Source organism: Ferrimonas balearica DSM 9799 (assembly GCF_000148645.1).
Lineage (GTDB): Bacteria > Pseudomonadota > Gammaproteobacteria > Enterobacterales > Shewanellaceae > Ferrimonas > Ferrimonas balearica.
Map to the genome: position 1 here is coordinate 290,418 of NC_014541.1, position 14,200 is coordinate 304,617.

9 protein-coding genes are annotated in these 14,200 nt (G+C 59.8%); all 9 read left to right on the forward strand.

Annotated features, from left to right (window positions below; genetic code table 11):
- Window positions 1-74 precede the first annotated feature (74 nt).
- The 9 genes from tuf (at window position 75) to FBAL_RS01390 (ending at window position 14,200) form a co-directional block, all read left to right on the forward strand.
- Window positions 75-1,259: an elongation factor Tu gene (gene tuf / locus FBAL_RS01350; RefSeq protein WP_013343776.1), complete on the forward strand. Its 1,185-nt coding sequence runs from the start codon at window positions 75-77 to the stop codon at window positions 1,257-1,259.
- Window positions 1,260-1,423: 164 nt separating this feature from the next.
- Window positions 1,424-2,302 carry a glycosyltransferase family 2 protein gene (locus tag FBAL_RS01355; RefSeq protein ID WP_013343777.1) on the forward strand — a complete coding sequence of 293 codons (879 nt, stop codon included), beginning with the start codon at window positions 1,424-1,426 and terminating at the stop codon, window positions 2,300-2,302.
- Complete coding sequence (locus FBAL_RS01360) at window positions 2,302-3,435, forward strand: glycosyltransferase family 4 protein (protein WP_013343778.1); 1,134 nt, start codon at window positions 2,302-2,304, stop codon at window positions 3,433-3,435. Before FBAL_RS01355 ends, FBAL_RS01360 begins: the two co-directional genes overlap by 1 nt.
- A complete protein-coding gene (locus FBAL_RS01365) occupies window positions 3,432-4,727 on the forward strand; it encodes an O-antigen ligase family protein (RefSeq protein WP_013343779.1) in 1,296 nt (431 codons plus the stop codon). Before FBAL_RS01360 ends, FBAL_RS01365 begins: the two co-directional genes overlap by 4 nt.
- Window positions 4,711-5,826 (forward strand): glycosyltransferase family 4 protein, encoded by a 1,116-nt coding sequence (locus tag FBAL_RS01370; RefSeq protein WP_013343780.1) that lies wholly within the window; start codon window positions 4,711-4,713, stop codon window positions 5,824-5,826. Before FBAL_RS01365 ends, FBAL_RS01370 begins: the two co-directional genes overlap by 17 nt.
- Window positions 5,823-6,695 carry a glycosyltransferase family 2 protein gene (locus FBAL_RS01375; RefSeq protein ID WP_013343781.1) on the forward strand — a complete coding sequence of 291 codons (873 nt, stop codon included), beginning with the start codon at window positions 5,823-5,825 and terminating at the stop codon, window positions 6,693-6,695. The genes FBAL_RS01370 and FBAL_RS01375 overlap by 4 nt, the downstream gene beginning before the upstream one ends.
- A 43-nt stretch (window positions 6,696-6,738) precedes the next feature.
- Window positions 6,739-8,169 (forward strand): MOP flippase family protein, encoded by a 1,431-nt coding sequence (locus tag FBAL_RS01380; RefSeq protein WP_013343782.1) that lies wholly within the window; start codon window positions 6,739-6,741, stop codon window positions 8,167-8,169.
- A gap of 280 nt (window positions 8,170-8,449) precedes the next feature.
- Window positions 8,450-12,706: a Kelch repeat-containing protein gene (locus FBAL_RS01385; protein WP_013343783.1), complete on the forward strand. Its 4,257-nt coding sequence runs from the start codon at window positions 8,450-8,452 to the stop codon at window positions 12,704-12,706.
- A 123-nt stretch (window positions 12,707-12,829) separates the two neighbouring features.
- Window positions 12,830-14,200, forward strand: a complete 1,371-nt coding sequence (locus FBAL_RS01390; protein WP_041251126.1) for an undecaprenyl-phosphate glucose phosphotransferase — start codon at window positions 12,830-12,832, stop codon at window positions 14,198-14,200.

Here is a 14,200-nt window from a genome sequence, read left to right on the forward strand (position 1 = left end):
AAGGCAACAAAGAACTCAGTTCGTTAACAGATCAGGTCCTCTGGGCCTGGTCGCAAATTGAAAGGAAAGACGTCGTGTCTAAAGAAAAATTTGAGCGTACGAAACCCCACGTTAACGTTGGTACCATCGGCCACGTTGACCACGGTAAAACCACTCTGACCGCTGCTATCACCAACGTTCTGGCCAAGGCCAACGGTGGTCAAGCTCGCGCGTTCGACCAGATCGATAACGCTCCGGAAGAGCGCGAGCGTGGTATCACCATCGCCGCTTCTCACGTTGAGTACGATACTGAGACCCGTCACTACGCTCACGTTGACTGCCCTGGTCACGCTGACTACGTTAAGAACATGATCACCGGTGCTGCCCAGATGGACGGCGCGATCCTGGTTTGTGCTGCTACTGACGGCCCGATGCCGCAGACCCGTGAGCACATCCTGCTGTCCCGTCAGGTTGGCGTACCGTACATCATCGTGTTCCTGAACAAGTGTGACATGGTTGATGACGAAGAGCTGCTCGAGCTGGTTGAGATGGAAGTTCGTGAACTGCTGTCTGAGTACGACTTCCCGGGCGACGACACTCCGGTAATCCAAGGTTCCGCTCTGAAAGCGCTGGAAGGCGACGCTCAGTGGGAAGCTAAGATCCTGGAACTGGCTGAAGCTCTGGACACCTACATCCCTGAGCCGGAGCGTGCTGTAGACGGTGCTTTCCTGCTGCCGATCGAAGACGTATTCTCCATCCAGGGCCGTGGTACCGTAGTTACCGGTCGTGTTGAGCGTGGTATCGTTAAAGTTGGCGACGAAGTAGAAATCGTTGGTATCAAAGACACCGCCAAGACCACCTGTACCGGTGTTGAAATGTTCCGCAAGCTGCTGGACGAAGGCCGTGCTGGTGAGAACTGTGGTGTTCTGCTGCGTGGTACCAAGCGTGAAGAAGTTGAGCGTGGTCAGGTTCTGGCTCAGCCGGGCTCCATCACCCCGCACACCAAGTTCACCTCTGAAGTGTACGTTCTGTCCAAAGAAGAAGGTGGTCGTCACACCCCGTTCTTCAAAGGCTACCGTCCTCAGTTCTACTTCCGTACCACCGACATCACTGGCACCATCGAGCTGCCGGAAGGTGTTGAGATGGTAATGCCGGGTGACAACATTCAGATGACTGTTACCCTGATCGCTCCGATCGCGATGGAAGAAGGCCTGCGTTTCGCTATCCGTGAGGGTGGCCGTACCGTAGGTGCTGGTGTTGTAGCTAAGATCGTTGAGTAATCAACGCTTGCTATAAGCCAGAAAAGGGCGCCGTAAGGCGCCCTTTTTGTTTGTCCGCTCCAGAAAAATCCCGCTAAAAAATCCCCGTTCTATCCGGCCCTTTCTGACTTTTTGTCTACGCTTATATCTCTTCTTTCTGAGTCGGTTGCGTGGTTCGGAGGCGAATGCAAGTGGAAAGAACGGATGAGCATCCCCCGGCAGAGTCTGCCGCCCCCATCTGTAATGAGCAGCGTTGCCAAATCTCGGTATTGATCGCCTCATTGGGCCGTCCAAGCCTGATTACTGCCCTGCAATCCATTTTCGGTAGATCGTCAGTCCGTTTTGAAGTGGTTCTCGTGCTCGATGACCCGGACGTCTCGGCCGAGCGGCTGTTGGCAGAGATCCCCCCAGCTCGGCGGCGTGCAATCCGGGTGATTCAGAACCCGGAGAACCTGGGTTTGACCCGCTCCCTGAATCGGGGGTTGGCGCAGTGCAGGGGAGAGTTCATTGCCCGGCTGGACGATGACGATCGCTTCTCGCCAGAGCGGCTGGATCAGGTGGTTGAGCGGTTTCAGGCTCACCCGGAGGTGGGGGTGATCGTCAGTGACACCCGGGTGATTGACGGCGAACGGCACTACCAGTTGACCGTGCCCGCTGAGCACGACGCCATTGCCGAGGCGCTGCAACACCGCAATATTCTCGTCCACTCCGCCTTCAATATTCGCCGGACCGTTTTGCAGCGGGTGGGGGGCTACAACGAAGCGTACCGCTATGCGCAGGACTATGAGCTCTACCTGCGCCTGTTGCGTCACGGGGTGCGCTTTATGGGAGTCAATCAACCTCTGGCTGAACGGAACGAGGAGGAGGGCACCATCACCGTGAGTCGGCGTCAGCATCAGGCCCTGTTCTCCTTGTCGGCTCTGTGTCTGCACCATGCCAGTACCTGGCGTGGGGATGGTGATCAGGTCCGCGCCATCTGCACCGCCTTCGCCCGCTTTGTGGCGCCGAAGTCGCTGCGCAAAGGGGTGCGCTGGTTACGGGCGGTGTCCCGGGGGGAGGGGTGATGGGGCAGAGCAACGTGGTCCTGGTGATCTTCTCCTACGGCATGTCCGCGACGCGCTGGAAACAGATGGGGATCCTCTCCAAGGAGAAGGTGATCTTCGAAGCCTATCTGAACTCGGGCCTGGCCGAGCAGGTAGTGTGGTTTACCTATCACCCGGATGATCCCGCGCTGGTGGCCGAGGAGCAGAAGGCGGGCCGGCTGCATCCCGGCATCACCGTGCTGCCCGCGCCAGCCTGGGCTGGAACGGGGCTGGGTAAGTTGTTCTACTCCGTGGCGGGGCCCTGGCTCCAGCGAGACGCGTTTACCCAGGCTACGGCGATGATCAACCACCAGACCAGTGGCTGCTGGACTGGCCTCACCGCCCGACTCTTGCTTGGCGGCCGATTTGTTTACCGTTATGGCCACTCACTATGGCGCCGGCACCTGGACCGAAAGCAGTACGCCCGGCTGGCCTTTTCCTGGCCACTGGATCGACTGGCACTGGCGTGTTCCGACCACGCGCTGGTCTGCACTGAAAGCGACTATCGCGCCACGTCCGGTGGCCCCAACGTCAGCCATTGTCCCAATTTTATCGAGCTGGAAAGCACGGCGAGGGCGCATGATGCGCCCTCGCAAAGGCCCAATCGTGGGGTCTATGTGGGCCGGCTGATGTCCTTTAAGAACCTGTTTAACCTGATTGAAGCCTGCGCAAAACGCCAATTGCCGCTGGACCTCTACGGCGATGGTCCGTTGCGGGGGGAGCTGGAGGCGCATGCGGCCAAAGTGGGTGCCGAATGCCGGTTTCTGGGGGTGCGGCCCAATCACGAAGTGCGTGACGCGCTGACCCAATACCGCTGGTTTTTCCTGGTCAGCAATTATGAAGCGATGCCTAAAGCCCTGCTTGAGGGGATGGCGGCGGGGTGTGTCTGCGTGGCTGCCCCCAACTACGGCTGTGCCGAGGTGATTGAAGACGGCGTTGATGGAGTATTGAGCGCCGATTGGGAGGCGGACAGTATCGCCGACGCCATGGCCAGGGCCGATGGGCCACACATGGATGGCATGGCCAGTCGCGCGATGACCAAAGTGCGGGATCAGTACTCGCTGGAGCGGGTACTCAGCCTGCATCGCAAAGCGTTATTGGGCGGTGACCAATGAGCGCCGTCATCGCGACTGAGCGTACGCACCCGCTGGCCATGCTGGCGCTGGCGATCTTTGCCCTGTTCTGGTGTCTGGCGGTGACCATGGTCAAGCTGGAAGCCGGATTGCCGGTGCGGGTCTGGGTGCTGCTGTTGGGGCTGGGCTGGCTGGCGACCCTCTATCGTGTGCCCTGGGCAGATCTGACCCGCGGTAACGTCCATCTGTCCACCCTGGCTGGCATCGCGGCTGTCGGCATGATCACGACGCTGTGGGGCACGCTGGATTGGCCAGGTACCCTGCTTATGGTGGTTAAGTGGGTGCTTCAGCCTGCTCTGGCGTTTCTGTTTACTGTTCTTATTGCCCACCTCTATGGGGTCCGGGTGGTGGTGCGGATCTTCTTTGCCGTGGTGGCGCTGACCGCGTTTGTCGCGGTCCTGCAGGGGCTCGATTTTCAGCCCGCGTGGGACCTGAAATACCGGTTTGAACAGTGGCAGGGTTTGGATCGGGCGCAGATCTTTGCGATTGAACAGGAGTCCGGAGGCGGCGCCTATCAGGACCAGTATCGCTCGCGAGGCTTGTCCTACTCTCCAATCCACCTCGGCTATCAGATCACGCTGGTGGTGGGGTTGCTCTACTACGCTTCCCAGCGAGCACCGGCGCTCAACCCTCTGAGCCCTCGCTGGACCTGGGCGCTGATCGCGCTGCTGTTCGCGGCCGCGGTGTTCTCCGGCACCCGTTCCACCATTGGCGGCCTGTTGCTGCTGTTGCCCCTGCATTATCTGGTTTGCCACAAGCATCGTGGGGTGGGCGTATTGCTGGTGACCGGACTGTTGTTGCTGGCGCCGGTGTTGTTCGCATTGGCGTCACAGCTGCTGGACCTGAGGATCTTCAGTACCACCGATTCCAGCATGCAGGCCCGCGTACCTCTGACCATGCTTGGGCTGAAACTGTTCTGGGATAACCCGTTGGGGCACGGCTGGCTGATTGAGGCGAGTGACCTCGCTGACCAGTATTGGCACCGGCTTTACCACATCAATAACGCCGAAGTGGTGGTGTATCGCGGCATCCATAATCACGCCGTGAAGATGCTGTTTGTCTATGGGCTGGTGGGCGCCGGCCTGCTCATCTATTACCTGGCCACGCTCAAGCGGATGTTTGGGGTGGCCCTGCTGGTTGCCTTGGCACCTTATGGGTTTCATGCGCTGTTTCATAACGACGGCATCTTCCTAGGCGGCAACTACATCTGGGTGTGGCTGGGCATTCTTCACTGTTACTGGATGGAGCAACGGCGCAATGACGCAGCGACTTAAGGTGGCCTGGCTGGGAGGACGGGGTTACCACTCCAGTTACGGGGGGGTGGAGAACGCCATCCGCGAGCTGGCGAAAGAGAGCGTACGGATCCCCGATATTGAGCCCTGGGTCGCGGGCAGGGGCAAAGGCTGGTGGTTTCAGCGCACTGAACAGGACGGTGTTCACCTGCTGGAGGCGCCCAAGTGGCTTGGGCGGCTGGGCCATGCGCTCTGTACACTCGGGCTGTTGCTTTACACCATCGTCAGGATCCGGCCCGACACGCTGTTTCTGTTTGCCTCCGGGCCCAGCTTACTGTCCGTGATAGGCCGGTTGTTCGGGGCCCACACCGTCGCCTGCCTGCGTGCCATCGACAGCCAGCGGGATGGGTGGCGCGGCCTGAATCAGAAGGTATTGGAGCTGGGTGAGTACGCCGCGACGCACATCGCCCACCAGTGCACGGTGAACAGCCTGGCGATGCAGCGCTACTTTGCGGCTCGGCAGCTGGACACCATCTACATCCCCAACGGGATTACCCCTTTGGCGGAGCCGATCCCCGGTTATCTGGAACGGCTGGGGTTGGAGCCGGAAGGGTACCTGCTCTATGCCGGCCGGCTTGACCCGGTGAAGCGCCTCGATGTGTTGCTGCAGGCCCATCGACAACTGCCGCCAGAGTCCCGGCCAATGCTGGTGGTGGCGGGCGGTAAGTGCAAGTCTCAGGAATACCAGACTAAGCTGGAACAGATGGCGTCGGATGATGTGCTGTTTCTGGGCCACGTCGGACAGCGGGAGTTATCGACCCTGATGGCCAGTTGCAGCTTGTTTGTCCTGCCCTCGGTGCTGGAGGGGATGTCCAACAGCCTGCTGACCGCAATGGGGGCGGGACGTCCGGTATTGTGTGCCGACGTGCCGGAAAATGCGGATGTCGTTGCCAGCGATCCGAGGGTGCTGTTTGAAGCCGACAACGTGGCGGATCTGCTGGCTCAGTTACAAGCCCACCTTGACCAGGCCGAGCGCCGGGTCGAGGTGGCAAAAACCATCAAGTCCTTATCGGCCAACTACAGTTGGCGTCAGTCCGCCGCAGCGTTCTGCCAGCTTGCGCGCGAGGGGAGGGGAGGATGAATACGCCGAAACTGATCACTGTTGTGATCACCACTTACAACCGTCCGGAACGCCTGGCCAAGGCGATAGCCAGTGTGGCGGCTCAGGATTACCCCAACATCGAGTTGCTGGTGGTGGATGACTGCTCTTCGGAAGACTACACCGAAGCGCTGCGGGAGCCGCCGATGGCCCTGCGTTACCTGCGCCAGCCGGAGAATCGGGGGGCCTGTGCCGCTCGCAACCGCGGGATACAGGAAGCCCAGGGCCACTGGGTCGCTTTTCTGGATGATGATGACCAATGGGTGCCGGATAAGTTGTCCCGCCAGGTCGAGGCGATCGGTGACGCTGAACTGTGCTTATGCGGGTACCGGGTGATCGAGAACGGCCACGTTCAGGTGCTGCCGTTGAAACGGATCAGCCCCCAGCGTCTGTATCGTTACAACCGCATCTGTGGCACCAGTGGGGTGCTAGGTCGGACTGACGTGTTGCGTGAGGAGGGGTTTGACGAAACGCTGGTGTGCTCCCAGGACTGGGATCTGTTCCTGCGCTATGCCCTGCGTCAGCCACTGCAATACGTTGCCGAACCCCTGTGCCTGTTCAGCGACGGCTCCCACGGGCGCATCAGTAACAGTGCCAAAGAGCTGTCGATTCCCCAGATAGAGCGACGTTTACGCGCCGTTGAGAAACACCGGGCGGTGATTGGCGAGGAGTGTTATCGCTCCAAGGTAGCGGCGACCGCGCTGGCCTATATCGGCTCCCGGCAGGATAAGTGGCAGGCCATTCGGTTTGCCCTCGACCGGGCCGGATGGCGAGCTTCGATAGGCTACCTGCTGGGCAAGGCCCGCCGTCGAAGCAGCGCTTCACGACCGATAAAACTCGCTGAGGAGTAGCGGTGCAGGCAGTGACAAGGAAAGACCGCAACGGAGTGCCGGGATGAGTCTATTGCGAAAAACCGTACACGCCGTGAGCTGGACTCTGGGTGGTCGCCAGTTGCAACAACTGGCGACGCTGTTTATTACGGCGGTACTGGCCAAGCTGCTGACCCCGGAAGACTTTGGTTTGATGGGGATGGTGACGGTGTTGTCCGGGATGGCGATGATCCTTTCCGACACCGGCTTTTCTGCCGCGGTGATTCAGCGTAACAACCTGACGCAGGTGCATTACTCCACCCTGTTCTGGGTCAACCTGGGCATCGGCCTGACGGTGTCCTGCCTGTTCTTCCTCGCGGCGCCGCTGATTGCGGCCTTCTATCAACGCCCCGAGCTGACGCTGATAAGCCAAATCCTCTCAGTGTCCTTTACCCTGTCCGCCCTGAGTACCATCCCCCAGGCACTGATGCGCCGTGCCATGCGGTTTAAGCGTCTCACCATCATCGATACCGTGGTTCACCTGAGTACCGGCACCGCCGTGGTGGTGATGGCGCTCAATGGCTACGGCATCTGGGCGCTGGTGGCCCAACCCCTGATACAGCAAACCTTTAAGGCGGTGATGATGTGGTGGCACTGTCCGTGGCGTCCGAGCCTGGTGCTCTCCGTGCCCGCCCTGAAGGACGTGTTTAACTTCAGTGCCAATATCCTGGGACTGCACTACCTCCAGTACTTTATGAACAATCTGGATTACCTGCTGGTGGGCCGCTTTCTGGGGGCGGAGGCATTGGGCTACTACACCCTGGCGTACAAGCTGATGTTTGTCCCCATTCGCAATATCTGCCAGGAGATCGTCAAGGTGCTGTTTCCTGCTCTGTCGCGTTTGCAGGATGATCCAAAGGCCCTGCTCGATGGCATCGGTAAAGCGCTGCGTTCGACCTGCTACATCGTGTTTCCCATGCTGATGGGGATGTTTATGGTGGCAGACATCTTTATCGAAACCATCTTTGGCGAGCAGTGGGCGCCGACCATTGAGGTGCTTCAGGTGCTCTGTCTGGTGGGGCTGGTGCAAGCGGTGATCACCGTCTTGTCCGTGGTTTTCCGCGCGACCGGACAACCTCAGCGCGAGCTCAGGATACACGTTGCCCGCCTGGTGGTGATGTCCGTGGTGCTGCTGAGCACCATTCAGTTGGGTCTGGTGCCCTTCACCTGGAGCCTGTTGGTGGTAACGCTGCTGTTTATGGTGGTCTACCTGCGGGCGGTCGCGGTGCTGTTGCAGGCGCCGCTCACTCCCCTGTTTGCCGCGCTGTGGCCGGCTTTGGGGATCTCGTCGGTCATGGCGCTCTGCCTGTGGTGGCTTCGCGACCTGCTGGCCAAGGCCGCAGTAGGCGGGGCGCATGAGCTGGCGTTATTGATTGTCTCGGGGGCCGGTCTGTATGGGGCGGGGCTCGGCCTGTTGTGGCTGTACTATCGGCGTTATGACCAGAGTCTGATCTGAACATCGGTTGTGATACCTCATTGTGGTTAGTCCCATGTCTAATTGATTGATTTCCTCAGATATAACTCAAAGACCCATCGGGCCTATGCAATCTGTGAAAAAAAATAAGGCCACATATCAGTCTGTTGCCCTGATTGAGCGGGGGTTTAAGCAGATAATTTAGGGCCTTGCGCTATGCTTTTTAACGTTTCATCGGCCATTCAGGCTCGAGAGGCGACAGGGAAGCGTCATCTCTCTCTTCGTGTTCGGAACTGCCATTCCAGGTTGGGAGCGATAAGCGATGCTAAGTCTTTTCCGTGGACGTTTTGGGGCCCTGTTGGCTCTGCTGTTTCTGAGTTTTTCCCTTCACGCCGAACTGCGTGTCAGTCAGTTGCCCGATAAGAGCGTTTCTGAACCTCTTAATGGCGCAGAGATCAGTGGCACGGTTTACATCTTCTACCAGCCCTCCCAGCCTCTGAGCCAGGTGAAGTTCTATCTGGATACGGCGGTGGGCGGAAAGACCTTCCAGACCGAAAACATCGCTCCCTATGATTTTGCCGGTACCGCCAGTGGTGGTGCGGGTAACCCCTTCGATGCAGACAGCCTGTCAGGCGGCAGCCACACCATTGCGGTGTTGGTGACCCCGCAAAGTGGCAGCGCCTTTGAAGCCTCGGCCACCTTTACCGTGGGTGACGGCGGGGGAGGGACCACCCCGACCCTGAACTTTGCCTCCGACTCCCAAAGCTTCAGCGTCACTGGTGAACAACAGCAAACCGGTTCCGTGGCGTTGTCCCTGAGCGATGGCAGCTCGGCGACGGCCAACCTGTCGAGCTCCGCCAGTTGGCTTACCCTGGACAGTTCGACTCAGGCGGTGCCGGGCAGCGTGGGATTCCAGGTGGACTCCACCGGCCTTGGGGTCGGCAGCTACAGCGCCACCATTACGGCTTCGGTGACCGGCTATCCCAGCGTCAGCCATGGGGTGTCCCTGACGGTACTCAGCAGTGGCAGCAGCGGCTACAGCCTGCTGGTCAGTACTCAGCCTGATCGCAGCGGCGCCGTGCCGCTGGGTGGCCAGAGCCTCAGCGGACCGGTTTACATCTTTACCTCACCGGATAATGGCGTCAGTAAAGTCCGCTTCTACCTGGATAACCCGGGTCTGAGCGGTTCCTCCACTAAGACCGAAGGGGTGGCACCCTACGACTTCGCGGGGACGGCGCCAGATCGTACGGCATACCCCTTCAACGTGGATGGCCTGTCTGATGGGCTGCACACCATTGATGTCGAGCTGGTGACCACCAACGGCAGCCAATACACCCAGGGCAGCTTTGTGGTGGGTGAAGAGGTGGTTTCCCTGCTGGCGTCACCGACCTCCATTAGCCTCTCCGGTGAGATCGACAGCGGCATCCTGTCGGCGACCGCGCAGGTCACCGCATCGGATGGCAGTAACCTGGTGTTCAGTGAGGAGCACGATGCGGCCTGGCTCAGCCTGGATCTGGGCGGCGACAGCACACCGGCCACCGTGACTTTCAGTGTGGATACCAACGGCCTCAGTGCTGGCAGCTATTCCGATACCGTGACTCTGTTCTCAACCGGAGTGGGCTCGGCCCAGGTCACGGTGGCCCTGACTCTGACCGACCCGAACGGCGGTGGGGGCGGCGGTGGTGGAGGCACCGGTGAGCTCTGTGGCCCGGTGCTCTGCAGTGACGTGAAAGTGACGCTGCCTTACGTCCTTGAGTTTGATGACTCGGTAGAGGGCTACCTCGATGGCAACGGCATCGGCACCGGTTTCACCTACCTGCAGCCGACCAGCAAAGGCAGTGGCTATCTGCCGGATAACCTGGATGTGAACACCTCCACCGAACGGTTGGTGGTGACCACCACCAAAGGGCTGCAACACCAGAGCATCAACAACCTCGATAACGCATTGGGTGTGGGCTATGCCGGCCCCAATCACATCGCCCGCATCAGTACAGTGCTGGTGGAGCCGCCTGCGGGTTCCGGCAAGTATGAACAGGCCGGTCTGTGGTTCGGCTATGACGAAGACCACTTTATCAAGCTGGTGTACAACTCCGCCGGCGGTGGTCCGGTTGTTGAGTTCATCTATGAGTCCGCCGGTTCGGTGCAGGGTAAGTTCGACGCTAACGTGGGCGATCTGTCCAGCGATACCCTGACCCTGGCCCTGGTGGCCAACCCGGAAACCCAGAGCATCAGTGCCCGCTACAGCATTAATGGCGGCAGTGAAACCAACCTGGGCAGCTTTGATATCGCGCCAGAGTTCTTCAGCTTTGATGCGGCCGGTATCGATCCGGTTATCGGTACCCGAACCTTTACCGGGATCATGGCCAGCCACCGTAACGGCGCCAGTGCACTGGTGTACCAGTTCGAGTCGTTCTCTGTGGAGAGCCTGGGTGCACCGGGAAGTGGTGGCGGTGGCTCGGGTGGTGGCGGTTCCGGTGGTGGCAGCGCGGACTGGAGCTTTAGCAAGGTCAGCAGCCACCCGCTCGACTTCCCCACTGCGATGGTCTGGGGCCCGGATAACCGACTCTATGTCACCGAGTTGTTTGGCACCATCCATGCCCTGACCTTTGATGATCAGTTGCGGGTTGTGGATGACCAGGTGATCACCGGTCTGACCGATCGTCACGGTTCAAGGATGACGCTGGGCATCGAGGTGTACCACGATGACCCATCGGATCCCAATGGGTTCTCGCTGTGGGTGAACCACTCCAGTGCCTCCACCAATAACGGCATCATTAATTCCGGTGAAGTGACCCGGCTGTTCGGTGACAACTTTGCCGAGTCGGAGGTGGTGATCAGCGGCCTGCCGCGGGCCAAGGCCAACCACGGCCCCAACAGTCTGCACTTCGGTCCGGACAACCGGCTCTACATTGCCATTGGTGGCATTACCGGAGCGGGTGCAGCGGTAGACCCCAATGTGGCCAACACGGAGTTTGGTGACCGGGCCGAGCAGCCCTTATCGGCGGCGATCCTGGTGGCGGATGTGTTTGCCGCGGGCTTTGATGGCACCTGCGACAACAGCCCCGACATCTTCGGTCCTAATCCCTGTGATGTGGTGACTTGGGTGACCGGGCTGCGTAACACCTATGACTTTGTGTTCCACAGCAATGGTCAGGCGTACGCGACCGATAATGGCCTCGGGGTGAAAGGGGCTTATCCGCCCAAGCCGACACCGGATTGCAGTGGCTTTGGTGACCCTGCTCCCTACGATGAGGGGGGCGACAACCCTGGCACTCAACCAGATCTACTGCTGAAGCTGGAAGCGGGAGAGTACTACGGCCACCCCAACCCGACCCGTGACGAGTGTGTCTTTAAGGACGGCAGTTACCAGAACGTGGCACCGTTGCCGAACTACCAGCCTGAGATCTTCTCGCTGGGCAACAACAAGTCGGCCAACGGCATCGTCGAGCTTCGGTCTAACCGCGCCTGCGGTGCGCTCAATGGCGACCTGATGGTGACCTACTACTCCAAGGATGATGGCGTTACCCGCCTGCAGCTGAATGCTGACGGCGATCAGGTGGTGCTGGCGGAGAAACTGTTTGCGGACCTGGTGGACCCTCTGCCGCTGGCGGCACGCAATGGCGACATCTATGTCGGTGAGTTTGGTGCGGGCGTGGTATCGGTACTGGCCCTGGCCAGTACCCCATGCTGGGATGCCGGCGCGGATGCCCCGGCAGAGCTGCTCGACAGTGGCAGTGCCATTCTGAACGGCAAGTTGCACGTGGTGGGTGGCAAAACCGCGTCCGGACACGTCAACACCCATTATGCCTATGACATCGGTGCCGACAGTTGGCAAACCCTGGCCGCGAAACCGGGTACCGCCGTTGAGAATGGTGCGGTCGCCGCTTACAACGGTGCGCTTTACGTGTTTGGCGGTTCTTCCGGTCCCTTCAATGGCGCGGTCACCGAAAGCTATCGCTATGACCCGGGCAGCAACAGCTGGCAGGCATTGGCGCCCATGCCGGTGGCACTGGGCGGGATCCGGGCGGAAGCCATCGGTGATGAGATCTATATCGCCGGCGGCATGAATGGCAGCGGTGCCTCAGTGGCCAGCCTTCTGGTCTATGACCCGGGCAGCAACAGCTGGCGGACCGGACCGAGCATGAGCCAGGTCAGGGATAACCCGGGTACGGCGGTCCTTAATGGTGAGCTGTATGTGCTGGGCGGACGTCATCGTTTGGCTGATGGCACTAGCCTGGATGGCCAGCTCAATACGATGGAGATCTACAACCCGTCCAGTAACCAGTGGCGACGGGGACCGGACCTGCTGACCGGACGCCGGACCTTTGCGGTAGGCACCATCAATGGACGGATCCAGGTCCTTGGCGGCGAGTACGCCAGTGGCGTCACCAACAACGTGTTCCCGCAGTACGAGGAGTTCGACCCGGGCAGCAATCAGTGGCAATACCTTGGGGATGCGCTGTTCCCGACCCACGGGGCCGCATTTGGCACCTTCGGGGACCAGCTGATTCTGTCGACGGGGGGCCCCATCGGTGGGACGTCGTTCAGTAATGACACCTACCGGGTGTCGGGACAATAACCTGAGCAGGGCCGGATGCCAGTGTGCATCCGGCCCTGTGTCGTTTTCGCAGTGCACTGCAGTTCGGTTCAGGAGGTAGGTGGTATGACCCAGAGTGAGTTTCCATCAGGCGTCAATGGAGGGATGCCTGTTGGCTTGGCCCGGGTGTTTGATGTGGTGGCAGTATTAGCCGGGTTGGGGCTCGTGTACCTGTTTGATGGCCCGGTCTATATGCCGGTCAAGGAGCTGGTGCTTTGGGGGGTCATCGCGGCGCTATTGATGGTGTACCTGTCGGAGATCTTCTCGCTTTACCGCTCCTGGCGTCTGGCGCCATTTTCCGAAGTGGTGCTGGTGACGCTGCTGGTGTGGGTGTCGGTCACCATCCTGCTGGTGCTCGGGTTGTACTTTCTCAAGCTGGGGGAGAACTTTGGCCGGATTGGCTTCGCTTACTGGTGCACGATCGTGGCGGTGCTGTTGGTGTCCTGGCGTTGGGCCTGTCGTCAGTATCTGACCCGGCAACGTGCGCAGGGGAAAAATACCAAAACGGCGCTGGTGGTCGGGGCGACCTCCTTGGGGATACAGCTGGCGGAAGCGCTGGAGCGCCAGCCCGGTCTTGGTGTGCGGGTGCAGGGTTTCTACGATGATCGTGAGCGACACCGGCTGGACCCCATGGTGCAGACCAAGGTGATGGGGGACGTGGACGATGCGATTGAGCTGGCGGCCCGAGGGGGCATTGATCAGATCTTCGTGGCCCTGCCCCTGAAAGCGGAAGACCGCATATCCGCCATCCTGCAACGCTGCGCCAACACCACCAGTCAGGTGCATATTGTGCCCAACTTCTTTGTCTACAACCTGGTTAATGCCGCCTGGTGCGACGTGGGTGGGATGCGCACTCTGAGCGTTTACGAGTCGCCGATCCGGGGGCCCTGGGGGGCGCTGAAGCGGGCCGAAGACCTCACCATCGCCAGCGTGGCCCTGCTGGTGTTTGCCATTCCAATGCTGTTGATTGCGGCGGGGATACGGCTGGAGTCCCGTGGGCCGGTGTTGTTTAAGCAGGTGCGTTACGGCGTGGACGGCCGTCGAATTGAAGTCTGGAAATTCCGTTCCATGACCTGTGTGGAAAATGGGACTACTATAAAACAGGCAACAAGAAACGACAGTCGGATCACTAGGATAGGCGCGTTTATACGCCGGACGTCTCTGGATGAGCTGCCACAGTTCATCAACGTGCTGCAGGGGCGGATGTCCGTGGTCGGGCCAAGGCCTCATGCGGTAGCGCATAACGAGCAGTACCGGGCTTTGATTCAAGGTTACATGTTGCGGCACAAGGTAAAGCCAGGTATCACCGGTTGGGCCCAGGTCAATGGCTGGCGGGGCGAGACCGATACCCTGGACAAGATGGCCAAGAGGGTAGAGCACGACATGCACTACATTACCCACTGGTCTGTGGTTCTTGATATCCAGATCCTGTTTCTGACGCTGAGGAAGGGCTTTGTTCACGATAACGCTTACTGA